The 25277-nt window shown below is 68.1% G+C and carries 20 protein-coding genes and 2 pseudogenes; 15 read left to right on the top strand and 7 right to left on the bottom strand.

Annotated features, from left to right (window positions below; all coding sequences use genetic code 11):
* The first annotated feature begins 269 nt into the window (after positions 1-269).
* From ACZ562_RS15870 to ACZ562_RS15890, 5 genes are all read left to right on the top strand, one after another.
* Positions 270-1808 (top strand): phytoene desaturase family protein, encoded by a 1539-nt coding sequence (locus tag ACZ562_RS15870; RefSeq protein WP_471178595.1) that lies wholly within the window; start codon positions 270-272, stop codon positions 1806-1808.
* On the top strand, positions 1805-2665 hold the full coding sequence (locus ACZ562_RS15875; RefSeq protein WP_471178597.1) for a fatty acid desaturase family protein: 861 nt from the start codon (positions 1805-1807) through the stop codon (positions 2663-2665). Before ACZ562_RS15870 ends, ACZ562_RS15875 begins: the two co-directional genes overlap by 4 nt.
* On the top strand, positions 2658-3263 hold the full coding sequence (locus tag ACZ562_RS15880) for a TetR/AcrR family transcriptional regulator (RefSeq protein WP_471178600.1): 606 nt from the start codon (positions 2658-2660) through the stop codon (positions 3261-3263). Before ACZ562_RS15875 ends, ACZ562_RS15880 begins: the two co-directional genes overlap by 8 nt.
* Before the next feature lie 295 nt (positions 3264-3558).
* Entirely contained in the window at positions 3559-4857 is a 1299-nt protein-coding gene (locus ACZ562_RS15885; RefSeq protein ID WP_471178602.1) for a DUF6745 domain-containing protein, read from the top strand.
* A gap of 13 nt (positions 4858-4870) precedes the next feature.
* A complete protein-coding gene (locus tag ACZ562_RS15890) occupies positions 4871-5296 on the top strand; it encodes a hypothetical protein (protein WP_471178605.1) in 426 nt (141 codons plus the stop codon).
* 181 nt (positions 5297-5477) lie between these two features.
* Here ACZ562_RS15890 and ACZ562_RS15895 read toward each other — a convergent pair whose 3' ends face one another.
* Positions 5478-5951: a hypothetical protein gene (locus ACZ562_RS15895; RefSeq protein ID WP_471178608.1), complete on the bottom strand. Its 474-nt coding sequence runs from the start codon at positions 5949-5951 to the stop codon at positions 5478-5480.
* 479 nt (positions 5952-6430) lie between these two features.
* Between ACZ562_RS15895 and ACZ562_RS15900 the strand changes: the two genes are divergently transcribed.
* From ACZ562_RS15900 to ACZ562_RS15910, 3 genes and pseudogenes are all read left to right on the top strand, one after another.
* Positions 6431-7036, top strand: a complete 606-nt coding sequence (locus tag ACZ562_RS15900) for a GNAT family N-acetyltransferase (RefSeq protein ID WP_471178611.1) — start codon at positions 6431-6433, stop codon at positions 7034-7036.
* 402 nt (positions 7037-7438) lie between these two features.
* A complete protein-coding gene (locus tag ACZ562_RS15905; RefSeq protein ID WP_471178613.1) occupies positions 7439-8614 on the top strand; it encodes a serine/threonine-protein kinase in 1176 nt (391 codons plus the stop codon).
* A gap of 43 nt (positions 8615-8657) precedes the next feature.
* A pseudogene (locus ACZ562_RS15910) lies at positions 8658-8792 on the top strand (AraC family transcriptional regulator); the annotation flags it as partial.
* A gap of 62 nt (positions 8793-8854) precedes the next feature.
* Here ACZ562_RS15910 and ACZ562_RS15915 read toward each other — a convergent pair.
* Entirely contained in the window at positions 8855-9361 is a 507-nt protein-coding gene (locus ACZ562_RS15915) for a PadR family transcriptional regulator (protein WP_471178616.1), read from the bottom strand.
* Between the two features lie 1026 nt (positions 9362-10387).
* On the opposite strand from ACZ562_RS15915, the gene ACZ562_RS15920 reads away from it, so the two are divergent.
* Positions 10388-11704 (top strand): ABC transporter substrate-binding protein, encoded by a 1317-nt coding sequence (locus ACZ562_RS15920; protein ID WP_471178619.1) that lies wholly within the window; start codon positions 10388-10390, stop codon positions 11702-11704.
* 217 nt (positions 11705-11921) lie between these two features.
* The gene (locus ACZ562_RS15925) at positions 11922-12524 is read left to right on the top strand and encodes a hypothetical protein (RefSeq protein ID WP_471178622.1); all 603 of its coding nucleotides are present in this window, start codon (positions 11922-11924) and stop codon (positions 12522-12524) included.
* A gap of 132 nt (positions 12525-12656) precedes the next feature.
* Here ACZ562_RS15925 and ACZ562_RS15930 read toward each other — a convergent pair whose 3' ends face one another.
* The 3 genes from ACZ562_RS15930 to ACZ562_RS15940 form a co-directional block, all read right to left on the bottom strand.
* Positions 12657-13493: an SDR family NAD(P)-dependent oxidoreductase gene (locus ACZ562_RS15930; RefSeq protein WP_471178625.1), complete on the bottom strand. Its 837-nt coding sequence runs from the start codon at positions 13491-13493 to the stop codon at positions 12657-12659.
* Positions 13494-13964: 471 nt separating this feature from the next.
* Positions 13965-14468: an ATP-binding protein gene (locus ACZ562_RS15935; protein ID WP_471178628.1), complete on the bottom strand. Its 504-nt coding sequence runs from the start codon at positions 14466-14468 to the stop codon at positions 13965-13967.
* A 299-nt stretch (positions 14469-14767) separates the two neighbouring features.
* Positions 14768-16030, bottom strand: a complete 1263-nt coding sequence (locus ACZ562_RS15940; protein WP_471178631.1) for an ABC transporter substrate-binding protein — start codon at positions 16028-16030, stop codon at positions 14768-14770.
* Positions 16031-16185: 155 nt separating this feature from the next.
* On the opposite strand from ACZ562_RS15940, the gene ACZ562_RS15945 reads away from it, so the two are divergent.
* From ACZ562_RS15945 to ACZ562_RS15955, 3 genes are read left to right on the top strand one after another with little or no spacing between them, the layout of a single operon-like run.
* Positions 16186-16689 carry a PadR family transcriptional regulator gene (locus ACZ562_RS15945; protein ID WP_471178634.1) on the top strand — a complete coding sequence of 168 codons (504 nt, stop codon included), beginning with the start codon at positions 16186-16188 and terminating at the stop codon, positions 16687-16689.
* A complete protein-coding gene (locus ACZ562_RS15950; RefSeq protein WP_471178637.1) occupies positions 16686-17456 on the top strand; it encodes an ABC transporter ATP-binding protein in 771 nt (256 codons plus the stop codon). The genes ACZ562_RS15945 and ACZ562_RS15950 overlap by 4 nt, the downstream gene beginning before the upstream one ends.
* Positions 17457-17460: 4 nt before the next feature.
* On the top strand, positions 17461-19770 hold the full coding sequence (locus ACZ562_RS15955; protein WP_471178640.1) for an FtsX-like permease family protein: 2310 nt from the start codon (positions 17461-17463) through the stop codon (positions 19768-19770).
* A 489-nt stretch (positions 19771-20259) separates the two neighbouring features.
* On the opposite strand, the pseudogene ACZ562_RS15960 reads toward ACZ562_RS15955, so the two are convergent.
* Positions 20260-20417: pseudogene (locus tag ACZ562_RS15960) on the bottom strand (IS256 family transposase); the annotation flags it as partial.
* A gap of 115 nt (positions 20418-20532) precedes the next feature.
* Positions 20533-21558 carry a recombinase family protein gene (locus ACZ562_RS15965; RefSeq protein ID WP_471178643.1) on the bottom strand — a complete coding sequence of 342 codons (1026 nt, stop codon included), beginning with the start codon at positions 21556-21558 and terminating at the stop codon, positions 20533-20535.
* Between the two features lie 606 nt (positions 21559-22164).
* Between ACZ562_RS15965 and ACZ562_RS15970 the strand changes: the two genes are divergently transcribed.
* Both ACZ562_RS15970 and ACZ562_RS15975 read left to right on the top strand, forming a co-directional pair.
* Positions 22165-24522 (top strand): ATP-binding protein, encoded by a 2358-nt coding sequence (locus tag ACZ562_RS15970; protein WP_471178646.1) that lies wholly within the window; start codon positions 22165-22167, stop codon positions 24520-24522.
* Between the two features lie 304 nt (positions 24523-24826).
* A complete protein-coding gene (locus ACZ562_RS15975; RefSeq protein WP_471178649.1) occupies positions 24827-25138 on the top strand; it encodes an NIPSNAP family protein in 312 nt (103 codons plus the stop codon).
* The last annotated feature ends 139 nt before the right edge of the window (positions 25139-25277 follow it).

The following is a 25277-nucleotide window of genomic DNA, read 5'->3' on the forward strand; positions in this document are numbered from 1 at the left end:
CCTCCAGCCGCTCCCCGGCCGGCACCGATGCACACGTCGGCCGCAGATGCCGACGGCGTCCACCGACTTCTGTCGGTCGGCGCTGGGACCAACTCTCGCCCCTGTCAGGGGACTTGCGGCTGATCCGTGCCTGCCCCTGCCGGTGTGCCCGCCGTGTGAACGGTGATCGTGGTCAGGAGCGCGGGGTGCGACAGCAGTGGTGGCCGGGAGGTTTGCCGGGATGTGTCCGTGCCGTTGACGTGGCGGGTGAACCGGTTCACCCTGAACGGGTGTTCAGAACAGTTGTTCAAAACGCGCGGGCATCCGCCGACGTGGCCGTGGTCGGCGGCGGCATGGCGGGCATGGCGACAGCACTGCGGCTGCAGGCGGCCGGTCTGTCCACGGTCGTACTGGAGGCCCACGGCCACGCGGGCGGCTGCGCCGGGTACTACCGCAAGCGAGGCTTCTCCTTCGACGTGGGAGCGACCACCCTGGTCGACTTCGGGCCGGGCGGCGTCGGCGGCGAACTGCTGGAGAGTGTGGGCGCACCGCCGTTGGACGCCGCGGAACTGCCCGGCTACCGGGCCCTGTTGCCCGATCGCGAGGTCGTGCTGCACCGCGATCCGGCGGCGTGGCACGCCGAACGGCTGCGCAAGCTCGGCGACAGTGCCGACCACCGCAGGTTCTGGGCCCTGCTCGACGGGCTGGCGCACACCTTCTGGAAAGCCAGCCGGGCCGGCGTCCGGCTGCCCGTGCGCGGCCCCGCCGACGCCTGGCACGACCTGCGGGCGGTTGGGCTGTCCGGTGCACGGCACGCCCGCCACCTGAACCGGACCCTGGGAGACGCGCTGCGCGAGCACGCTCTGCGGCAGGACGCGGCCCTGGTCGGTCTGCTCGGCATGCTGGTCGAGGACACCGTGCACACCGGCGTCGACGACGCGCCACTGATCAACGCGGCGCTCGGAGTGACCATCCGGGGCGCGGGACTGAGCCGGCACACCGGCGGCATGCACGGATTCTGGCGCGTCCTGGTGAGGCACTACCGGGGCCTCGGCGGCGCGCTGCGGGCGGGCTGCCGCGTCCTGCACGTCGAGGGCGGCCCCGGCGACTACCGGCTGACCACCCGTCAAGGCTCCGTCCACGCCCACCGACTCGTCTGCGCGGTCCCCGCCGCCACCACGGCGACGATCTGCGCCGGGCTGCCGGTCGCCCGCAGACTGCGAGCGTACCTGGAGCGGGACGCGCAGACGCTGGGCGGCGCGACCGTGGTCTTCCTCGGCGTGCCCGAGTCCGAGGTGGCCGGCCAGGAGCTGACACACCATCAACTTCTGCAGGCGTACGACCGTCCGCTGGGCGACGGGAACAACATGTTCATCTCCGTGTCCGCACCCGGCGACACGCTCAGCGCACCCCCCGGGCACCGGGCGGTGATGATCTCCACGCACACGGACCTCGCAAGATGGCGCGGCCTCGACCGGACCGCGTACGAGCAGCGCAAGAAGCAGGCCGGGGAGACGCTGGTCGCCTCCGCCCGGCGCGCGTACCCGCGTCTCGGGGAGCGGGCCGTGTTCGCACAGACCGGAACACCCCGCAGCTACGAACGCTTCGCGTTCCGTCCGGACGGAGCGGTCGGCGGGGTGCGTCAGCACCTGGGCAACACCAACCAGCACGCCATCCCCCACGATCTCGGCGGCCCAGGGCTGTGGCTCGTCGGTGACTCGACCTGGCCGGGCCTCGGCACGGTCGCCTGCGTACTGGGCAGCCGCATCGTCGCCGAGGGGATGCTCAGAGAGAAGGGCATGCCGAGGAAGAAGGGACGGCCGCGATGACGGCATCCGATCCGGCCGCCGAACCCGGCCCACCGGCCGCGCTGCCCCCGCGGGCGATCGAGCGCCCGGCCCCGGGCCTGCCGTCCCTGGCGGAGCTCGGCGAGGACCTGCTCGTCACCACGCGCAGGCAGCGGATCGTCGCTCTGTCCCGCCCAGCAGCCGGAGTGCTGTGCTTCGCGGGCGCGGTGTGGCTGGGCTGGTGGTGGCTGACCCCGCTGATCGTCTTCGGCATCTTCGTCGCGGTCGTGACCGTCACCCACGACGTCGTGCACCGCACGCTGGGCCTTTCGCCACGGGCCACCGACTGGGCGCTGTTCGCGATGGGGCTGGTCCTGCTGGAGAGCGGGCACGCCTACCGGTCCACGCACACCCAGCACCACCGGCTCTTCCCGCACCCGGACGACCCTGAAGGCTACCCGGCCGAGCTGTCGCTGCTCGGCGCCGTCTGTTACGGTCCCGTCTTCCTCGTACGTCTGTGGCTTTGGTCCTACCGGCGCGGGCGGGACCGCCGCTGGCTCCTCACGGAGGCCACCGCCCCGTTCGCCGCGCTGGCCGGGGGAGTGCTGCTCCTGCCCCACACACCGGGCGTGCTGGTCTATACGGTGATGGCGATCGCAGGGAGCTGGGTGTACCCCCTCCTGACGGTCTACCTGCCGCACCACGACTACGGAGACACACCGTTGACCCAGACCCGGACGCTGCGCGGGCGGATCGTCCCCGCCCTCTTCCTGGAGCTCACCTACCACCTGGAACACCATCTCTACCCGCGCGTGCCCAGCCACCACCTGCCGGAGCTCGCGCGCCGCCTGGAAGGCCACTTCGCCGCCCACGGAGTCCGGCCGGTGCGCGTTGTCTGACACCCGTGAGCGCGTCCTGGACGCCACCCTCGCCTGCCTCGTGCGCAACGGCTACGGCGGCACGACAGCGCGGGCGATAGCCCAGACCGGCGGCTTCGCGCCCGGGGTGATCTATTACCACTTCTCGGACCTCGACGATCTGCTGGTGGCGGCCGTGGCGCGGACCAGCGAGTCACGCATACGGCGCTATCGCACCGAGTTGTCCGGGACCGACCGGGCCGCGCCCGCGGTGGCACGGCTGCGCGAGCTGTACGAAGAGGACACCCAGACCGGGCACATCGCCGCCGTCCAGGAGATGTACGCCGGAGCCAGGCCAGGATCACGGCTGGCCGCCCAGCTGGTCCTCGAAACCAGGAACTGGGAGAGACTGGCCGAGGAGTTGCTGACCACACTGCTGCGCGGCAAGCCGCTCGCGTCCGTCGTACGCGTACCCGTGCTGGCCGGCGCCGCCGTGGCCTTCTACCTCGGCATGGAAACCCTCACCCACCTGGACGGCGACCGCTCCCGCCCGGCGACCCTCTTCGACCAGGCGGCCAGGCTCGCCGCGGTCTTCGACCGGATTCCCCGCCTGAACCGCCGGGCACGCCGCACCCCTTGAACATCCAACGGCCTGACAGTGCGCGATGACCGGTGCCCCGCACCTGCGGTCCGCAGCGGTTCAGGAGACCCGGGAGGCGACGCAACGGTCCTGTCAGGGCGAGGAGCGAAGTCGGCAGGTGCGGCTGCGGAATCGCAGTGCGGGAGAGGGACTAGGAGGAGGACCGGGGCCGGTACCGGGGGGACCGGTGTGGCCGAGACGGCAACCGATGTGCCCGCGGCCGGCGTCCGTTGTGGCGAGGCGTCAACTGTCGTGCGCCCGATCGGCGTTGCCGGAGGCCCGAGAGGAGAACGGTGTGGCAGAGGTCGGGCGCATCACCGAACTGACGCCGGAGCAGGAGTCCTTGCTGCGCGAGGTCGGTGCGAAGTGGGCGACGGCGGGCGGAGCCACCGGGCCCGGTGACCGGGTGGCCGCCGAGGAAGGGGTCCGTGTCGCGTACCGTGCCGCCGGATTGCCGCTCCCGCGGTTCGTCGTCTGGCTCGACTCTCCCTGGGCAGGCCTCGTCGGGCAGTCCCTGCTCCCCGGGATCATCGCCGCAGTGACCGCAGGACGGGCCGCCCGGATGCGGGCCCGCCTTCCCCGCCGACGGCGCGCCCAGGTCGCCGGCCGGGGTGGCTTCCTCCCAGACCGTCATAAGGTGTTCGAGTCGCAGGTGACCGACGACGTCCTGCACCAGGTGACCCAACTGGCGCGCGGCCCCGCGCTCAGCCGCACCGACTGGCGTGTCCTGGCGCGCGAGGCGGTACGCGACCAGGTGCACGCCCAGTGCGAACTGGTCGCCTGGGAGCCGGACGGCGAGATCGAGGGGTACACCCAGGCGCAGGTCATGCTCGACCCCGACGTACGGTCCCAGGTCCACGCCCGACTGGTGGCCCAGGTGGCCGCCCAGGCTGGGATCAGCGCCGCCGCGCTGAAGCCGCCGGGACAGCTGCCACGGCGGTGGTGGCGCGCCGAACCCCTGGGCCTGTGGGGCCTGGTCGGCTACGCGGTGGACGACGGCATGGAACGCATCGGCGTGCGCGGCCTGGAGCGAGGGCACGGCGAGCGGATGACCCTCCCCGAGGTCGGCTGGTGGTGGGCCTTTCGCGACTACGCCGTCCTCACCCGCCGACCGGACGTCTACCTCCGCGACGCCGAGGGACGGCCCCACTGCGCCGACGGTCCGGCGGCGCGGTGGCCCGACGGCTGGGCGGTCTACGCCTGGCACGGCGTAAGGGTCCCGGCCGCCCTGATCGAGGGCGCCTGGACAACCGACCGGATCCTGCGCGAGCGCAACGCGGAGGTCCGCCGGTGCGCGATCGAGCGGATGGGCTGGCCCGAGTTCGTCTCCGCGGCGGGCCTGCGGCAGGTCGGCGCCAGCGAGCCCGACCCGGGCAACCCCGGCCAGTACCTGTCCCTCTACGACGTGCCCACCCGCCTCTACAACGTTCCCGTGCGGGTCCTGCTGTGTACCAACGCCTCCGTCGAACGCGACGGCACCCGGCGCCGGTACGGGCTCACGGTGCCCGGCGATGTCCCCGACCCCGTCACCGCGGCAGCAGGGCTCCTCGGCATGACCCGGGAGCAGTACCTGACCATCACCCGCGCCACCTGAACAAGGAGTAGCCATGGACCAGCGTCAGCCCACCCTTGAGGACGTCACCGCCCTCGCCGGCGTCGACGTCCTCGAACACCTCGACCGGCAGGCGACCGTCCCCGTGTCGTCCGGTCTGCAGCGCCAAGGCGACATCGGACTCATCCCCGTCGGCCTCATCGGCTACGCCCCGCCCAGGAGCGGCGACCAGGTGCCCGTCACCGGCGTCCCGCTCGTCTCCGCCGGGCAGGGCGGCCACACCCACCTTCTCCTCGCCGACGGCAACGTCACCTGGGCGCCGATCGACGACGGCGCGGACGTGGGCTGCTTCACGGTCCACGAGGGCGCCGTGGCCTACGTCCTGCACCCCGAGCACGGGGCCATGGGCCACGCCCCCGGCACCTACCTCGTTCGCCGCCAGAGCGAACAGGCCGACGACAAACGCCTCGTCGTCGACTGACGGTGAGGACCGGCCATGGCACCGCTCGGGGGCCTGACTTTCCGGCTGACTGCCGCCTCGGCCGTCCTTGCCGTGAAGCGCCGGCCTGCCGGACGGTGCCGCTCGGCGCGTGGCCGGTCGGGTGTCCGTGACCTCACAGGAGCCCGGCTGCGGACCGCGCGCGTCATGCCGAGCAGGCTTCTCATTGGTTGTTCTCGCTCTGACGAGTTGCTCCCCCCACGGCAACCAACTGCACAAGTTCGTCGAGCTGGCCCGCGATGATCATCCTCCGGCGCTCCAGCAGGTCCCTGTAGACACTCAAGGGGACGGGCTCACCACCGGATGCCGCCTGTGTCAGCGTGAAGCGGGCCTCGACCTCCAACGCGAGGTAAGCCCTGCGGCGTGCGTGCGCCGCTCGCTGATGCACCTCCGGCTTCAGGAAGGCGATAGCAGCGCCGAGCCCCGCACTGATGAGCGCCAGTACAGCCGCTGGGATACGGGCACCTTCCGAGGACAACCCCGTTGCGCCCGAGATCCCAGCCAGTACGGCGGCCGGCAGTCCGAGCGCGGCATGCGTGAACCACCAGAACTGGCGGCGGAAGCGATGCTTCCGCGCCTGCCGTTCACACTCGGCCCGAAGGTCGGCGACTTGGCTTCCTACGACATCATCTTCCATAGGGCGAGCCTGGCATTCCCGGCACCGGCCGGACAGGGCGTATCCACCGGCTCTCGCCTCGGGACGTCGAAGCGTGCGCAAGACGTGCACCTGGCAGGGAGAGGTCGAGACGCCCCGGCATCTTCCCCCTGTGCCGCGGTTCCGCTCCGCTCTCTCAGACCTGGTTCGCACGTGGGTCCTGCGGTTCCGTTGACCACGCAGACTGAACGGCTCCCGCAACATCCGCGCCCGCCCGCGGGAGTTGTGACGACACGGGGCGCCGGCTCACCCTCGAACCATGCGCCCGCGGGGCCGAGGGGCGTGGGCTGAGCGCGGGGGCGCTCGACCTCCGATCGACCACAGCAGTGATGCCACGATCCACAGAAGGGGGCCGGGTCATGAGACTCGTCGACCGTGCCCGCATGGTGGTCAACCCGGTGCCCGGCCCGCCCGTGCCGATAGCGTCCACCGGGCAAGGGATGATCACCTGGGGGTAGGGCATGAACTTGGAGACCGCACCACTGGCAGGTGCGAACGTGCGGCTGGAACCCCTCTCGCACAGCCACCACGACGGCCTGTGCGAGGCGATCCGTGACGGCGAGTTGTGGAACCTGCAGGTGACGCTCGTCCCCCACCCGCGCGATGTGGGTGCGTTCATCGACGACGCGCTGGCCGCTCACGCCGCCGGCACCCAGCTCGCGTACGCGACCATCGACCTGGCCAGCGGGCGCATCGCCGGATCGACCCGGTTCATGAGGATCGACCTGCCCCATCGCCGGCTGGAGATCGGCTTCACCTTTCTCGGCCGGTCCTGGCAGCGCACCGCCGTCAACACCGAGGCGAAGCTGCTGATGCTTACCCACGCATTCGAGACGCTCGGCATGAACCGCGTCGAGTTCCTCACCGACGTACGCAACAACACCTCCCGGGCCGCCATCACCCGTCTCGGCGCCACCCAGGAGGGAGTCCTGCGCCAGCACATGGTGATGCGCGACGGCTGGATCCGAGACTCCGCGCTCTACAGCATCACAGGCTCTGACTGGCCGGACGCGAAGAACGCCCTCACGGCCCGCCTCACGCAGCAGCCGCCGGCCAGCCGATTGTGATCAGCGACGTACATTGGTCGCGTGCCGCAGAAACGGACTCGCCGCCATCTCGTACGGGCGGCAGTCCGAGCGCGTGCAAGCTCGCCGAGCGGTACGCGACCACCCCACGCCGGGCCGCCCGTGAGATCATCACTGATGCGCAGGCAGAGTTCCCGACCTTCGCCGAAGACATCGAGGGACTCTGCCGCTGAAACGGGCCACGCCCAGCTGGGCTGCGCGGGTCCCCCGACTGACGAGCGGTGTACACGGCAACTGCGCAGTAGGCCGGCCCGTGGCAGCCAGCCATGTGGCACAGTCCTTCTGAGCCCGGGCCTGCTCCTCCTCGGGCGTCAAGGCCCTTTGGCGCAACCTCAGGAGCTGCTTTAGGGTGACGCGCGGGATCTCGGGCTGGGAGGGGCTGGGGTGGATCGGATCGGCACCTATGCGATCGAGCGGGTGCTCGGCGAGGGCGGGATGGGCACCGTATATCTGGCTCGCTCGCGGGGCGGGCGCCCGGTAGCAGTGAAGGTCGCCAAGCCTGAGCTGTCACAGGATCCCGGATTCCGCGAGCGGTTCCGGGCGGAGATCACCGCTGCCCGCGCGGTAGGGGGCTTCCACACGGCACCGGTGGTTGACGCCGATCCCGACGCGCCGGCCCCCTGGCTGGCGACCGCCTACGTTCCCGGCCCGACCCTTGCCCAGCTCCTCACTGCCCAAGGCCCCATGGGCGAGGGGGCACTGCGGCGCCTGGGGCTGGCTCTGGCCGAAGCACTGCAGGCCATCCACGGCTGCGGTCTGATCCACCGCGACCTGAAGCCCGGCAACATCATCATGGCCGACGACGGCCCCCGGGTGGTGGACTTCGGCATCGCCCGCGCGGTCGAGGGCACGCGTCTGACGATGACCGGTATCGCCGTGGGTACACCAGGCTTCCTGGCGCCGGAACAGGCTGAAGGGCTGCCGGTCACTCCGGCCACGGACGTCTTCGCACTGGGCGCTGTCCTCATTGCCGCTGCCGGCGGCAGCGCGTTCGGAGACGGCACGCCGGCGTCGCTGATGTACCGGTCCGTCCACCACGAGCCCGACCTGACCGCTCTGCCGGCCGCGCTGCGCGACATCGTGGCAGCCTGCATGGCCAAGACCCCGCAGCAACGCCCCACCGCCGGACAGCTCCTCGACCTGCTCGCTCCCCTCGAACAGGATCGCCGCATGGCCTCTCAGCCCACGCTGGTCGCGCCGTCTCCACCCCTGCCGCCACCGCCTCCCCATCCACCCGCACCTGCGACGACAGGGCCCGCTACGGAATACGCCGGTGAGGGACCGGAGTTCCTTGCCCTGGACCACAAAAACGCCATCGTCGCCGACGCCCGCGGTATCTCCCTCGGCGTCAACGGCCGTACGACCGACTTCCCCTGGTACGTCGTCCAGGCCGTCACGCACACGGAATCCGGTCGCCGCTTCGGCCTGAGTGTCACCGTCCACCTCACCAACGGCACCTCGGGCACCTGCCGGGTCACCACTCCCGACGAGGACGAACTTGACGAGTGGATCGACCAACTGACCCTCGTACGGGAACACTTCCTGCCGCCTCGCATGTAAAGGTCCAGTGGTCCGAGGTGGATGTGCGGCGCGGCCTGAGTCTGCAGCCGCCGCCCGTGGTGCCCGCATGATCTCCATCCGTACGGGGGCCTTCGTGCTTGCCGCCGCGGCCCTGCTTGACGGCCGACGTGCCACCACCCACTGGCAGCAGACCGGCACGCTGGGGCGTGACGATCCGGCCGGCGAGGGCCGCTGCGGTGGCGGTGCCGTTCTTGGAGCATGATGCCGCTCAGGCGTGCCTCACTCGAGCTCGTCCTGACAGCGCTCGAGCCAGTCCAGGTCCGCTTGCAGATGCAGGGCTGCTCCCTCGATCAGCAATCGCGCGGCGCGATTGTCCCTGTCCTCGGCGGCGGCAAGCCGGGACAATCCTCGCATAGCGTTGAGGTAGTGGCGGCGCTGCTTGTTGATGAGTGCCCTCCGGTCGGTGATGCCGGTTGCCGGGGCCAGGACGAGCTTCATGAAGAATTCGTCGCGCACACGAGGTCCGTCGGTCGGCTCGGCGAACCACTTGGAGAGGGCCTCCCTGCCGTCCTTGGTGATCTCGTAGACCCGCTTGTTGGGGCGGCTGGACTGGTTGACATCCTGGCCCTGGATGAGTCCACTTTGTTCCAGTCGACTCAAAGTGACGTAGATCTGGCCTATGTTGGGGTGAAGGTACGCCGCGCCGAAGGTCCGCTCGAGGCTCTGTCTGAGCTGATAACCGTGCGCGGGCTCCTTCGCCAGCACTGCAAGTAACGCCAGGCGCACGGTGCCCCGCCTCCCTCCTAGCGTGCCTGGACATCGTGGCAGCCGGTCCAGCCCGGTCGCAGGCCGCTCACATACCTGGGATCATCTTTGTCCCGGCTTCGATGTGCTTACACTGAATACATAACAGATAGGTTACGCGCCGTCCTGACGTGAAGGCGATGCGCTGAGGGCAGCGGACTGCTGCGCGGGGCCGGGGGGCGTCTCGTCCGTCCGTGATCGCGTGTCCCGGTGGCCGCCGCGGCCGTCGACGGTGCCGGCCACGGAAATGCCGGCTGGACACCGCGCTCAAGCTGCTGCGTCGTAGCGGGCGCAGCGGTGTCCGCGCCGCGCCGGCTCCCGGTGGCCGGCGGGGTGTGGCGCTGTGGGTCCGCTCCGACCTGGCCCGTTTGCCCTGGCAGGAAGCCGACTGGCGCCGGCAGCCGCCGTCCGCGGCTGGTGTCCCGGGCCGCGCGGCGGGCGCCGTCGCCCCTGAAAGGGCCGCTGTGGCTGGACAGGGCGGGTTCGCGCGGGCGGCCGGCCCGGCTCCTGCTCGGCGGATGTGTCTTTGCGAGAGGTGGCACCTCCGCCGACAGTGCGGCGAACCCTCGGCCGGGGAGACTGGCCCAGCGGCTCAGTCCCGCCGTTCCCGAGGTGCACCGGAAACGAGTTGTTCTCGCCGTTGACATTCACAAGTTCGTCATACATAACATGTAGCTATTCCTCGTGAGCACTCAGCGACAGTTCAGGATGGTGACGCTATGAGCGACCCGGGCGGCGACGACTCGTTCAGCGGCGCAGCGGGGATCGCCCATGTTCCGGGTCCTCGGACCCCCAGGTCAGGGCCGTCACCCCATACGGCGCCCCCACACCGCCGGACGATGTCGCACCGCCGGTGGCTTGCCCACCCGACCACCTGAACGGGCGCCGGCCGGCATTCGGTCTTTCTGGCACCTGTACCACGACGGCCTGCACCTGAGGCGCAGCCTGCCCCAACTGCCCATCTCCATCCTCCCTTCCCAGCCAGGTGTTCACAGACAGGAGAACGCAATGAAGCGCTCTGTGGGAGCAGGCATTACGACAGTAGCCCTGCTGGCCTCCGCAGCCGGCTGTGGAACCGAGGGCTGGATCACTGACAGCGGCGGTCAGGAACTCAGGGGAGAGACGGTGTCCGTTGCGGCGGTGTGGACAGGCGCCGAGAAGGACAACTTCGAGAAGGTCCTCGACGCGTTCTCTGCCAAAACCGGAGCCAAGGTGAAGTTCATCTCCACCGGTGACAATTTCTCCACCGTCGTGGGCAAAAGGATCGAGGGCGGCAGAGCTCCGGACGTCGCCATGATTCCCCAGGTCGGTGTGTTGCATCAGTTCGCGAAGAAGGGTTGGCTCAAGCCTCTCTCGCTGCGGGTGGGCACCACTGTCGCCGCCAATTACGCTCCCATCTGGAGAAACTACGGCACGGTCGCCGGCATCTACTACGGCCTGTACGTCAAGGCGTCCGACAAGTCGACGGTCTGGTACAGCACCGAGGCGTTCGCCAACGCAGGCGTGGAGCCCCCGAAGACCTTCGACGAGATGGTCAAGGCCGCCAAGTCCATCGACGGCTCGGGACTCGGCGGGTTCGCGGTGGGCGGCAAAGACGGCTGGACCCTCACGGACTGGTTCGAGAACATCTACCTCTCCCAGGCAGGGCCGGACAGCTACGACAAGCTCGCCACGCACGAGACGAAGTGGACCGATCCCACGGTGGTCGCGGCGCTCACCACCTTCGGAAAGCTGTTCACCCAGGACGGCGTGGTCGCCGGAGGCGCCGGCGCAGCGCTGAAGACCGACTTCCCCGCCTCCGTGCGGCATGTCTTCAGTGACAACCCCAGGGCGGGCATGGTCTACGAGGGCGACTTCGTCGGCGCCGTCGTGTCGGGTGACCTGAAGAAGAAGGTCGGCAAGGACGCCAAGATGTTCCCGTTCCCACCCGTCGCCGGCGGCAAGGCGCCGTTCGTCGGGGGCGGAGATGCAGCCGTCGTACTCAACGCTGGAAAGAACCAGGAGGCGGCCATGAAGCTGGTCGAGTATCTGGCCACGCCCGAAGCCGCCACCGTATGGGCCAAGCAAGGCGGGTTCCTGTCCCCCAACCGCGGCGTGAAGCTCGAGGCCTACCAGGACCCCACCACCCGCGAACTCGCGGCTGCACTGATCAGGGCCGGAGACGGCGTCCGGTTCGACATGTCCGACCAGGCACCGGCCGCCTTCGGCGGCACCGTGGGCGCCGGCGAATGGAAGATCCTCCAGGACTTCCTGCTCACGCCCACCGACGCGAAGGGCACCGCCAAGAAGCTCGAGTCCGCAGCAAGCGCGGCCTACAGGGACTGAGGTCGCATTCCACAGCAGCCTCTTCGGCGACTCCGGGACCCGCGTTGTGAGGCTTGGCAACTGCACCCGGAATCCAAGCGGATGAGTGATCGTCACCAGCTCGCCGACTTCCCCTACGCCGGAGCCGGCATCTCACCGCCCTGCCCCGCTGGAGGTGCCGGCTCCGGTATCGGCGACGAGAAGCTGCCCACTCGCTGGAGTCAAAGGAGCGATACACGTGAACTTAACGGACACACCCTTGTCCTCTGCATCGTCCACCCCCTGCCCAGAGTGCCGATTTGACCCCAAGTTGATTCGCCATGAAGAAGCCGCCGAACTGGTCACCATCAACGAATCCGCGTGGCGCCAACTGCTGACGACACGCCACCCCAGCCGCCTGAGTGAACTCCCAAGGTCAGGCGCGCCTTCTCCACTCCAGCACGCATGCCTGCTCTGGCGGGCTGGTCACGACTTCGCCGGAGCCTTGTACGCCGTACTGTCCGGCGACGTGGCGAGGAACCTCGACCAGGTACAGCCGCCTAATCCGGATGTGTCGAATGAGCAGGACCCCTGGATCGTCGCGAAGGGGATCGAGGTTTCGACCACTGCCATCGCCAGGCACTTTCAGGAGATGACCCTGCGTCAATGGGAGCAGGAGGTCGTATGGCGGGGCAGCTTCCAAACCATTGGAAATCACGCAGTCCGACTGCTGCACGAAATGATTCATCGACAGCATCTCGTGATCATGGGAATTCTCGATATGGTCGGTTCCGCTGAGGACCGGAGGGTTTTGCCGGAGAGCCTCGGAGAACCCCGGAAGGACAGCGCCCCAGCCGAATAAGTCCGGATAGATCGGGGGGATGCCGTCCCATCCGTCCCACTGCGCCACGGCTCCCGCGGCTCGAAGCCGCCCAGCAATCCCTCGCCCGGTTCAAGCGCACGCCGCGATACCTTCCGGCGGTGCCCCACATGCCTACGGATTCGTACCGATGGTGTACCTGAGCCGGACTGCGCGTCCGCGTACCGAGCGAATCCACGGTGCCCCGCACGCTGCGTGGATGACCTTGCCGGTGACAGAAGCCGCCTGGCCCGACACGATGAACGAAACGAGTGCGGCGACTTCGTCGCCGCACCCGTACCGCGTGAGGGGGAGCCCGCTGAGAGAAGCAGGGCGCCCTGGCTTCTGGAGGGCGGCCGCTCTGGTCGCGTCGACGTAACCCGGAGCGACCATATTGACGCGAACGCGGTGCCGCACGACCTCGTTGGCCAAGGCGATGCTCATGCCCTGGATGCCTCTGTTTGCGACCGAGCATCGAGTCAAGGCGTCTGCATCGTGGTGGCGGTCGGAGACGGACGACATGTTGACGACGGTTCCGTCTCGCCGGCTTATGAACATCGGGACCAGCGCCCGGCAGAGATTGAATGTGCCGAGGAGGTTGATGTCGCCGACATCGCCCCGGTGGTCCGGCAGCGTCACTGCCGGGCCGTTGAGGACGATACCGGCCGCATTGACGAGGACGCTGACCGAGCCGAGGCTGCGGACGGCCTGCCGCACGAATCGGCCCGCGTCATCCTGGTCGGTCACGTTGCACGACGAGTAGAAGACCCTGCTGCCCAGATCACGGATGAGATCGGCGGTCTCGGTGGCTCCATTCGTGCCGTCGCCGTCACAGAAGGCTATGTCGTAGCCGTCTGCGGCCAGTCGTACGGCGACATCCCGCCCAATTCCGCGGGACGCTCCGGTGACAATGGCCGAACGCCGTTCGGTCAATCCTCTGCCCTTTCTGATATGAACTCTCAGCCAGGTCACCCACAGGTGACGCGACAGCAAGCGGCGACAAGCCCGAGCGGAAGTCATCGGGGGTTGGTCGGGAGCCTGCCGCCTGTGGCGCTGCGATCCCCCGTTCAACGAGTGGGCCGCGTTGCCTGCCCTGAGTCTCTGCAGAAGCGTCGCTGACCAGTAGGGGAGAACTACTCAGATGCCCGGTCGAGTGATCGTGGCGGGGGATCAGCGCCGGGAGCTCCCGGGGCCCCGTGGGCCCGGACAGACAGATTGTCGCGTCACCGGCGGACGGCGGCGATGCCGATGCGAAGGGGCAGAGACAGAGGCAGGAGGCAGACACGGGAGGCAGAGACAGAGGCGAGCCGGCCGGATGCGTCGTTCCGGACGACTGAGGGGCCAGGACCGACGGGGATGCCGACGCGTTCCACTGCAGGATCAGCGGCGCGATCGCGTGGCGGTGGAGGGGCCAAGATCTGCGGCAAAGGCCGTAGGACTGAATCAGGCAGGATCGCCGAGGGTGTCCATGGGGCCCGGTTGTGCTGTCAGCGCTGGTCGCAGGGGGAGGGAAACCCGCACTGTCTTGCCTCGACGGTCCGGATCGGAGCGGGATTCGAGGGTGCCGCCCACCTCGGCGGCAAGGTCCTTGACCATCCGCAGGCCCCATCCTCCGATGCCGTCCGAGGGCGAAGAGGTCGGCACATGGGGGAGGCGGGGGTCACGGTCGTGCACGGCGATGGTCACGGCCTGGGCACTGGCGATCAGAGTGAGCTCGGCGCGGGGTGACACCCTGGCGGCGTGCTTGACCGTGTTTGCCACGAGCTCGGTGATGATCACCAGTGCACGGTCGAGCCACTCCTGGTCGGTGCCCGCCGTGCAGTCGGTGAGGACCGCCCGGGCGGCGCGCCGGGTGGCGGGGACTGACTGCGCAACGGTCGGGAAGGCCGACTGATAGCGGAACTGGGGGGTCAGCAGGGTGCCTATCAGGGACGCGGGATCCCCCACACCGTCCAATGCGTCCCTTGCAACCGGGGTTGTAAGCATGTCCAGTAACCGTCCTGACTTGTTCGGACTGGAGAAGTGGGAGTGCGATCCCGCCGGGGAGAGCGGCCTCGCGGTGTCGGCGGTAGAGGGGGCCTCTGGAGCCGGGACTGGGTTATGCATACATGTTAAGTATGGACGGGGATGGTGTGTCAATGGTGTTAGGAGAAGGATCAAGAGGCTATGCCCGGAAAATGGCACGCATGCCTGTGACCTGCCGCGCTGTACGGGAGGTGCCCGCCGCAGGTGCCGTCCTCGGTCACTCAGCGTTCGTGAACGATGGCCTCAAGCTCATCGGCGAGGCGGGCAACCGCGGCATCAGATGTCTCGCGCCCTGCCAGGGCGTCGTATGCGACGGCCTGGACGGCCAGACTGACCTGCTCATAGTTCGGGCTCTTGGGCCGCGGCTTTGCTGTGAGAATGCTCTGCTTGAGCGTCGGCAGGTACGGGAACCTGCGGATCAGGGCCGGATCCGAATACAAAGCAGCGCGCACGGGCGGCAGCGATCCCTGGGTGAGGACCTCCCGTTGCACCTGAGTACTCGTAAGGTAGGAGATCAGTTCCGTTGCAGATTTCTTGTGCTGTGAGTGCGCGTTGATCGCCAGGTTGGAGCCGCCGAGGATGCTCGAACCCTGCCCGTTCGGCCCGGGGAGCGGGACGACACCGACCTTCCCGGCGATCTCGGAACCCTTCTCGTTGGCCAGGTCGTACACGTAGGGCCAGTTACGGAGAAAGAGCAGATCGCCGTTCTGGAAGGCGAGCCGGGACTCCTCTTCCTTGTAGGCGAGTGCTCGCTTGGGGATCCAGCCGTCGCGCACGCCCCGCGCAAGGAAGTCCAGGCCCTCGCGGGCCGAGGCGGAGTCGACGGCGACCCGTGTCCCCTCCGCGTTGAGGATCTGCCCTCCCGCAGACTGCATTACCTCGGCGATATTGACGGTCAGCCCCTCATATGGAAGGTACTGGCCGGCATACCCGTCAAGGCGGTACTTCGGTGCGACGGACTTCGCCAACTGCTCGAGTTCCTTCCAGGTCCGAGGCGGTTGCCGGCCTTCGCGCTGGAGGATGTCCTTGCGGTAGTAGAGCAGTCCCGCGTTGGTGACGTAAGGGACGGCGTACAGCCGCCCGCGGAAGGTGGCCGTGTCCACGACCGGAGGCAGGAACTGGTCGAGAGGAAAGCGGTCCGCCTCGACCGGTGTGATCCAACCGGCGGCGGCGAAGTCAGAGGTCCAGGTCACGTCGATGTTGAGCACGTCGAAACGACCGCTGCCCGACCGCAAGCCGCTGGCCATCTGCGCGCGAACCTCGTCCGCGGCCTCCGGCAGCTCGATCACTTTCACCTTCTCCGTGGGATGCGAGCGGTTCCACTCACTCAGCACGTCGTGCAGGTAATCGGTGATGTCACCGCCGGTCACGAAGGTGATTACGTCAGTGCCCGAGGAGAGCTCAGCGCTGCCGTCCCCGGTGCATCCTGTGAGCAGGAGGGCTCCCGTAAGGAGTCCGCCACCAGCAGCTCGTGCCCACTGCATGGATGCCTCCCGGTCTATGCCGCGCTCGGCAGTTCTGGACGTATGCTCTATGCATACCTGTTAGCCATGACGGATTCCAGAGCTGATAGAAAAGGCGGAGGAGCCGACGGAAGCCCAATCCTTCCCCTGGTCCGCGGCGAGGAGAGGATCTCAGAGTGCGTCTCGCCCTTCTGGTGCTCCTGTCCAAGGGCCCAGCTCACGGCTACGAGCTCAAGCAGGCTCTCGAGCGGCTCATGGGTGCAGCCTACCCCCAGCCGAATATCGGGCAGGTCTATGTCACGCTCAGCCGGCTGGAGAACGCACATCTGATCGAGGGCGAGGACGTCGCCCAGTCCAGCCGGCCGAACAAGCGCATCTACCGACTCACCGAGGCCGGGCGGGAGGCGGTGGCCGACTGGTTCGAGGAGCCCGTCGAGCCGAAGATGCGGGACGACTTCTTCATGAAGCTCGCGCTCGCCCACGAGACGGGTACGGCCGATCAGATCGCCTTGATCAACAAGCACCGGCGATACTGCCTCAACGCCATGCGTGACCTTTCCAAGCTTGCCGCCTCGGAGGGCCGGGACCACCGGATCTCGCAATTGATGATTGAGGGTGCGATGCTGCACCTACAGGCAGACCTCGACTGGCTGGAACGCTGTCAGGAGGAGCTGGAATGAGCCGTGACAACTCACCCAGTGCCCCTGGTTCACAGCCCATGGTGAAGGCGCTCGGCCTGGCTAAGACATACAAGGCAGAGGGCGTCGAGGCGAAAGCCGTCCGGGGCGTCGACCTGCACGTCGAGCCAGGCGAATTCGTTGCTGTCACCGGCCCCTCGGGCGCCGGCAAATCCACCCTGCTGCACCTTCTGGGAGGGCTGGACCGACCGGACAGCGGAAGCATCTGGCTGGAGGGCCGCCAGGTCGACTCGCTGAGCGAGGCCCGCTGGGCCGTGCTGCGCCGACGCAGCATCGGCATCGTCTTCCAGTTCTTCAACCTGGTCTCCAACCTCACCGTGGCCGACAACATCGAACTCCCCGCGCTGCTGGCCGGCAAAAGCCCCCGGCAGGCGAGGTCCAGCTGCGAGGAACTGCTCGCCGAGCTGAGTCTGGAGACAAAGACACGCAGCATGCCGGGCGAGTTGTCCGGGGGCGAGCAGCAGCGGGTGGCGCTGGCCCGGGCCCTGGTCAATCACCCGCGTCTCCTGCTGGCCGACGAGCCGACCGGCAGCCTGGACAGCAAGGGAAGCCGCGAAGTCATGCGGCTGCTCACCCGCTTTCATCAGCGTGGCCAGACCATCCTGCTCGTCACCCACGACGCGCGGGTGGCCAGCACGGCGGACCGAGTGATCAGTTTCTTCGACGGCCAGGTCGTCGACGACGCCGTCCTCGGCGGCCCGGAGCACGTGCCGAGCAGCGTCGCCGACATCCTCAAGCTCAGGGACTGAACTGATGCGGGCCACCGCGCGCTGGGCGCGCGCCGACCTTCGGGCAAACCGCGGCGAGGCACTGTTCATCGTGCTGGCCACCGCGGGGATCATCGCCTCCCTCCTGCTGGCGGGGGCGCTCCTGCAATACGCGGCCAACCCATGGCAACGCGTCTTCACTCAGTCGTCCGGCGCACATGTGTGGATCCACACCCGGACCACGGAGGGCGCCGAGAAGCTGACCGGACTCGACGGAGTCGAAGGCTTCGCCGGCCCGTTCCCGACGGTCCAGGCAGCCGCTGAACACCGTGGCGCGCGGGTGTCACTCGAGTTGCGCGGAGCCGGACCCCAACCCCCCAAGACAGCTCGTCCATTGGTGGACTCGGGCAACTGGCTGGAGGACACAACACCGAACGGCGTGGTGCTGGAGCGTACGGCCGCTGACGCACTGTGGGCCAAGCCGGGCGACACCCTCAGGGTCCGCGGAGAGAAGGGCGAGTACACGACCCTGCGCGTCGTCGGGCTCGCGGACACCTCGGAGCCGCGCTATGCGCGCGGAGTGACGCCCGGCGTCGCCTGGGTACTGACCCCGCAACTTCACCAGATCCAGTCCAACACCCAGCGCATCGGCCAAACAGTCGGGCTCCGGCTGGCAGACCCGCGGGACGCCGACTTCGCGGTGCAGCAGGCGGTCACTTTGATCGGTGCCGACAAGGTTGCAAAGGTCTCGACCTGGGAGGAGGCACGAGCCGAAGCCGAGGGTGACAACCGCCTCCTGGGGCTGCTGCTCGGCTCCTTCGGCCTGGGGGCCTTGCTCGCTGCCGCCGTCGCCGTGACCGGAGCGATCAGCACCCGTATTCGCGGGCACCTGCGCGACATCTCCGTACTGAAGGCCATCGGCTTCACCCCGAGCCAGGTCGTACGTGCGTTCCTCGTCGAGCACTCCGCTCTCGCGTCGATCGGTGTCGCAATCGGGGCGGTCGTCACGGCCACCGTCGGCCCTCTCATCCCTGGTCGCATCGGGGAGGCGATGGTGCTGTGGGGCAAGCTACCGGGGCACGCGTGGGCCATCCTCACCACGTCGCTGGGTGCGGTGCTCGTCATCGCCCTCGCCACCACCCTGGCCGCGTGGCGCGCCGGACGTGTGTCCCCCATTCCCATCACCCGAGGGGCCGCCAAGAGCGGCCGCCGACTCTCCGGAACCGCCAGACTCGCTCTTCGGCTGAGAACGCCGCCAGCCCTCCTCCTCGGCTGGCGCGGGGCGTTCTCCCGGCCGGCGCGCGCCACCGCGGCGGTGGGCCGACTCGCCATCCCCCTGCTCATGATCACAGTCGCTCTCGGGGCCTGGTCGACCCTCGACCGCTTCGAAAACCGGCCGGAGGACATCGGACTCGCCGCAGAACTCAGTGCCAGGCCCGAAGGCATTGACGACGCGAGCGCACGCAGGCTGCTGTCCGATCAGCCGGGAGTGACCAAGGTCTACCCCGGCGTCGAGGTTGCTGCACTGGTCCCCGGCCAAACCAGAACGATCACGCTCCGCGGACTTGGAACCTCAGACGACCCCTACCCCTTCAGCATCGCAGCGGGCCGCACCATCCGGAACTCGCACGAAGCCGTCGCGGGTGAGGGGCTGCTCGATCTGCTGGGAGCAGACATCGGCGACTGGGTCCGGATGACCGTGGGAGGAAGCCCGCAGGTACTCCACATCGTGGGCCGCAGCATCGAGCCGCAGCACAACGGCCGGGTGATCTCGACAACCGTCGACACGCTTCGCGAGGGGAGCGGTCCGCTACGACCGGAGTTCTACAACCTGGTTCTGACGCATGGAGCCGACCCCGACAAGGTCAGCACGGCACTGGCCGACGCCTCGCACGGTGGTCTCGAGATCCACAAGAACGCCAATCCCGCCGACCAACTGTCTCCCGCCCGTGCAGTGATCATCGGGCTGGTCGGAGTGTTCGCCTTCATCGGCCTGGCTGAACTGTCCACCTTGATCGGCTCCGGACTGCGCGACCAGGGACGAGACCTCCTCGCTCTCAAAGCCATCGGACTCACTCCCCGCCAGATCACCGCGGTGATCGTCACCAGCACGGGGTTCGTCGCGGCGGCAGCAGCCGTGACGGGAACGATTCTGGGAGTGTTCGTGTCCACGTGGTTGATCGACTTGCAGGGGGAATCCAGCGGCCTCGGCGCCGGAATTGCGCAGCGGCCCCCGCTGGAAGCACTGCTCCTGCTCGGCGCAGCCGCAGTCGCCGGTGCGATCGCCGTCTCGGCCCTGCCCGCCAGGCGAGCCTCCCGGCGCAGGCTGACAGACACACTCGGCGACGTCGGGTGACCGAGCCGTTTCGCACTGCGTGTGGCTTGTGCAAGTAACTCGGCTCAGCCATGCGCCGCTGGTCCATCTGACGTAGGGCGCCCGACCCGCGCACGGGTGCCTCGGCTGGAGTGGCGTCGGGCTGTCCGGCGCCGAAGCGCCAGCGGCGCCTCCTGGGAACACCGCGACAGGCCCGCCGTATCAAGCACATCAAGCCGCGCCCGCCATGATGTCTCCGAGGGCCGTTGCGCTGAGTGGCGGCTTTGCTTGGAGTCGGCTCGACGTGCCGAGACGGCGGCCTCACAGCGGGCATGTGAGTAGTTTTCCCGTGTCGCATCGAAGGAGCCGCCTGGGAGGGTTTGACAGGTAGAGCCGTCTACCCCCGCTGACGGATTCTGCTGTCGCCCGGTGGCCTTTCCCGCCGTCCCGGGCGACTTTCCCTGACTGTCGCCCGGGCGGCTCAAATCCCCCGCTGCCGCCCGGGCGACTGTCGGCGCGTCTTTGGAAGCACTGCTCCTGCTCGCCGGGCTCGGCGCCGATCCGGACGGTGGCCTCGGCCTCGATGAGTTCCTGCAGATCCGCTGGGCCAGGACCCTGATCAACTCGATTCCGTCCGCCGTACGCAGTGACTCCATCAGGCGGAGTAAGTCATGCTGGGACAAGGCCATCGCGCGTCCTCTCGTTGAACGAGCTTCGCTACTCGGAGGGTTGCGCGGTGGCCGCCTCATGACCAGGGGCTATGCGGAGATCGCTGTTCCACCACTCGGCGGGACACCATCCCGGCTAAACAGCCAGAGTCTCCTTGATGACGAACTGGACCGGCTCAAGCACAGCCTTGGCATGCACCAGTCTCTCGGCGTCAGCGTAGACAAGCCTGAGCCCGAAGCCCCTCAGTGCCTCCGCTCGTGCTCGCGGGTCGCTTCCGTCCAGCACGCTCAGACGATGGGCGGCCTTGGTGACCATCGCCTGCATGTCGTCAGGGCGTGCCATGTCCATCGTCGTCTGCAAGAGCCGGATGCTTGAGCACACGGAACGGAGCCAGAGCGTGAGAGGTCCCAACACTCTCCGCTCGCGCACATACACGTTGTGCGAATGATGGCCGGGGTTCACGGCCAGGTTTCCGGCTGTGAAACGGCAGCGATAGTAGGGCTCGCCGTTGTTCCACGCCCCTTCCATCAGCCTGTTGCACCTGGCACAACGCAGCAGACCGCGCAGGAGGTACAGCCTTCGCTCGGAGGATGGGCCACCAGGAGAGCCGACTCGGCGGGAGGCGAACAACTCCTCTACATGCTCGGCGTCCTCGAGTGGCACCAGGGCCGCGCATCGCGGGTTGAGGAGGACGGCGCGGACGGCACTCTTGGACCAGGAAGTCCCCTGTCGTCCCTTACTGATGCCCTCCTCGTTCAAGCCGGCAGCGATGGTCTGCAGTCCTCTTCCCTTGGCGTACTCACGGAAGATCCGCCGGACGATGGGGGCAGTCTGTTCGTCGGGCAGCGCATCGGATCCGTGTGCCGACTCTTCAGACGTCCTGACTGCCCTGTATCCGAAGGGAAGTCGGCCTCGCGGGTGAGCGGGCGTTATACGCAGGTCTGCCGGTACGGCCTCTGCAGCTTGGGACCGCGCTCCCGAGCGCCGGTGGTCGGACGTAACACCCGTATCCCCCGGGGAACCCGCTTCGGCTGGGGCGTCCGCAGGATGCGCGAGTTCATGGTCCGTACCTGGCTCCCGTAACGACTTGTGCGGCGATGACGCTGTCCGTGCCGCTCCTGATGGTCCTGAGGGTTCGATTGCCGCGGGCTGGGTCGTCATTCCGGTGCGGTTCGTCTCCCATCCATGCCGGGACGAGCGGAGACCTTCCCAGCTCAGGCAACTGCAGCCCCCTCGCCGCCGACGACGAGGGGGCCGTAACTACATGTTAGGTACTCGCGGTGGGGAGTGTTAACCGAAAAGGCCTAAATATGGGGGTTCAGAACCGGCTAGTGCTTGAAATTCTACTTAACACGTATGTAGCGTGCCCTGGTCGAGCCTGAGTTGGATCCCCCGGATCAGGCCGGCTGTGAGGTGCGTTGGCTCACGCACCTGCCGCACTCGCCGTGGTAGCTCAGCCACGGCGGGTGCGGATCCCTGCTGTCATCGGCCCGGCCGCTTGGTGTCGAGGTATGCGGGCGTGGTCACTGGAGGGCACCGGGGGAGACGGGATCCGTCCGTGACTTCGGCGCACACCAGGCGACGGCTCGTGTCTCCTGTTCCGGCTGCTTCCTTCGTGGGGCTCAAGGTCCGCTCCCGGTTGGTGCGGCCGCTGCCCTTCGCCGGCGTGCGACCGCTCCAGTCCTGCGGGGCGCTTCGAAGTTACTTCGCGGTAGTTTGTCTGGTCGGCAGTATGTTGGGCCCATGGATACGTGGACGCCGGGCGGGGTGACCGGCATCCCCGCGGATCTGACGGCCTTCATCGGCCGACAAGCGGAAGTCGCCGAGGTCAGGCAACTCCTGTCGGTGTCGCGTCTGGTTACGCTGACCGGGGTCGGCGGAGTCGGAAAGACACGCTTGGCTCTGCGAGTGGGCTCCACGGTCGCGCGGGCGTTTCCGGGCGGTGTCTGTGTCGTGGAACTGGCCAGCCTGCGTGATCCGCAGCTCCTTGCACAGAGTGTGGCCGATGCCCTTGGACTGCAGAACCAGGCCGGGCGTGCCGCCGTCGACGTGGTTGCCGAGCACCTGGGCAGCAGAAGGACGTTGTTGATCCTCGACAACTGCGAGCACCTTGCCGCCCAGTGCGCGCGAGTTGTCGACGCGCTGCTTCGCGCGGCGCCGGACCTGCGTGTTCTCGTCACCAGCCGGGAAGTGCTCGGGGTCATCGGAGAGCAGGCGTTCATGGTTCCCCCACTGCCGGTCCCGAAGCTGGATCCGAGTCCTGATCGCAGGCTTTCCGTGGACGAGTTGCTTCAGTACCACGCGGTTTCCCTGTTTGAGCAGCGCGCGGCGGCGGTTCTGCACGGGTTCTGTGTCACCGAGGACAATGCGCTGGCGGTGGCGCGGCTGGTGGACCGCCTGGACGGCCTTCCGCTGGCGATCGAACTCGCCGCAGTCAGGATGCGGACACTGACCCCGCAGGAAATCCTGGCGCGGCTCGACGACCGCTTCGCGCTGCTGACCTTGGGCAGCCCCGCCGCCCCGCCGCGCCAGCAGACGCTTCGGGAGCTGATGGACTGGAGTTATGCGCTGTGCTCACCGCATGAACGCACCTTGTGGGCCAGGGCGTCGGTTTTCTCGGGCGGGTTCGACCTTGAGGCTGCGGAGGCGGTCTGTGCGGCAGCCGACGTTCCCAGGCAGGCGATGGTCCAGCTCGTTCAGCGTCTGGTGGAGAAGTCGATTCTGGTGCGGCAGGACCGTGCCGGCAGAGCCCGGTACCAACTGCTGGAGACAGTCCGTGAATATGGGCAGGACAGACTCGCCCAGGCCGGTGCTCGGATGGAATTCCGTCGCCGTCACCGTGATCACTATCTCGGCCTGGCGGAGCAGGCCCAGGCCCACTGGTTCGGCCCGCACCAGGTCACCTGGCTCAACCGGCTCCGCCAGGAACACCCCAATCTGCGCGCGGCCCTGGACTTCTGCCTGGACACCCCGGGTGAGGCGGAGACCGGCATGGCCATGGCCGTGGCTCCTTGGGACTACTGGATCACGGTTGGCTCGCTCAGTGAAGGACGTCATTGGCTCGGCCGGCTGCTGGAGGCCGACAGCAAGCAGAGCACGCTGCGCACCTCGGCGCTGGGAACCTACGTCTACCTCGGCATCCTGCAAGGGGATGTCGAGGCGCAGATGCCGCTGCTGACCGAATACCGTACGGCAGCCGAACGACAGCAGGATTCCTTCGCTCTGGCCTGGGCCCAGCACCACCTGGCGATGGTTGAGGTGTTCCGGGGCAAACTGCCCGACGCCGCAGCACTGTTCGAGGACGCGGTCGCACGGCACCGTGAGCAGGGCGATCCAGCCGGTGTCTCCGAGTGCACATTCAAACTCGCCGTCGTCACGTGTCTCCTGGGCGACTACGACCGTGCCCTGGCACTGTGCCGGGAGGCTCGCTCCATCGCTGCCCGGCATGGAGAGTCCTGGGTGAGGGCGCTCAGCATTTTCTGCGAGAGCCTGGTCCGGTGGCAGAGCGGGGAACGCGGCGCAGCCGACAAACTGGCCCGAAAGGCCGTGCGGCTGCTGGGTCCCCTCAACGACCGATGGGGCATCGCCCTGTGTGCCGAGATCGTCGCGTGGAGCGCGGCGGCGGCCATGGAACACGAGCGCGCCGCCCACCTGCTGGGGATCCTCCACTCCCTGTGGCAAGCCATTGGCGGCAACCTCTTCGCAGCGCCTTTCCTGATCGAACCTCATGAGCATTGTGAGAAGGACGTGCGTGCGGCTCTGCCAGGAAAGGTGTTCGACCGGGCGTTCCAGCGCGGTGCGTGCTTCACCTTCGACGCGGCACTCGCCTATGTGCTGGAGGAAGCACCCTCCGCTGCCCCACCTGCGCAACAGGGCAGGAAACCATCCAGAGATGCCATCCTCACCCGTCGGGAGACCGAGGTCGCCAACCTCGTAGCCCAGGGCATGAGTAACAAGGACATCGCGGCCAAGCTCGTCATCGCCCAGCGCACGGCCGAGAACCACGTCGAGCGTATCCTCGCCAAACTCGGACTCACCTCCCGCTCCCAAATCGCGGCGTGGATATACGAGAACCGCGGAGCCGACGGCGAGACCACTCCAGGCGATGCCTTCGGATGGCGCTGACCGCCAGGCGGGAACGCCGGCCCGCCGCTCGGTCGACTCTGGCGTGTGTCCGCCCGCAGCCACCAGCCAGATGACCAGGCCGGCCCCGCACCCGGCCGGATCGGGGTGCGGGCCGACAGCCGGGACAAGGCTGACCACACCGCAACCGCGAACGCCTCAACTCCTGAAAGCACACCTGGTAGCCGAGGACGTCCCCAGGCGCCAGGCCGGCCAGTCGGACTTCCAGTGCCAGGGCGAAGGCGACGTGAGGGCCCGCCACGCGGGCCGACTTCGTGATTGCAGCGTCTCACTGCATCATGTAGGCGTGATCACCGTTCATCTGAGGTACGAGATCGACGCGGACAGGCTTGAGGACTTCGAGGAGTACGGGCGCCGCTGGGTTGGGCTCGTCAACCGTTTCGGGGGGACGCACCACGGCTACTTCCTGCCGAGTGAGGGCGACAGCGACATCGCCTACGCCCTCTTCTCGTTTCCCAGTCTCGCCGCGTACGAGCAGTACCGCACGGACAGCATGTCTGATCCCGAGTGCCAGGACGCGTTCGAACTGGCTCGTCGCACGCGCTGCATCAAGCGGTACGAACGCCGCTTCCTCCGACCGCTCGACAGGGGTTGCTAGTGCCGAGTCAGCCACGGTTTGCCCGTCGAGGAGCGGCGTCCGGTGCGTGCTCTCGGCGTGCCGGCCGGAAGTCCTCGTACTGGACGTACTCGGGCTTTCGGGCGGTGCGGCGAGTGGGGGACCTCCCACGTCCATGAGG

This window comes from Streptomyces sp. NPDC040410 (genome assembly GCF_055595715.1).

Bases quoted from the DNA above. Each gene is read 5' to 3' on its own strand.
- ACZ562_RS15875 (WP_471178597.1), top strand. From the start codon at position 1,805: ATGACGGCATCCGATCCGGCCGCCGAACCCGGCCCACCGGCCGCGCTG.
- ACZ562_RS15890 (WP_471178605.1), top strand. From the start codon at position 4,871: ATGGACCAGCGTCAGCCCACCCTTGAGGACGTCACCGCCCTCGCCGGC.
- ACZ562_RS15895 (WP_471178608.1), bottom strand. From the start codon at position 5,951: ATGGAAGATGATGTCGTAGGAAGCCAAGTCGCCGACCTTCGGGCCGAG.
- ACZ562_RS15900 (WP_471178611.1), top strand. From the start codon at position 6,431: ATGAACTTGGAGACCGCACCACTGGCAGGTGCGAACGTGCGGCTGGAA.
- ACZ562_RS15920 (WP_471178619.1), top strand. From the start codon at position 10,388: ATGAAGCGCTCTGTGGGAGCAGGCATTACGACAGTAGCCCTGCTGGCC.
- ACZ562_RS15940 (WP_471178631.1), bottom strand. From the start codon at position 16,030: ATGCAGTGGGCACGAGCTGCTGGTGGCGGACTCCTTACGGGAGCCCTC.
- ACZ562_RS15950 (WP_471178637.1), top strand. From the start codon at position 16,686: ATGAGCCGTGACAACTCACCCAGTGCCCCTGGTTCACAGCCCATGGTG.
- ACZ562_RS15955 (WP_471178640.1), top strand. From the start codon at position 17,461: ATGCGGGCCACCGCGCGCTGGGCGCGCGCCGACCTTCGGGCAAACCGC.
- ACZ562_RS15965 (WP_471178643.1), bottom strand. From the start codon at position 21,558: ATGACGACCCAGCCCGCGGCAATCGAACCCTCAGGACCATCAGGAGCG.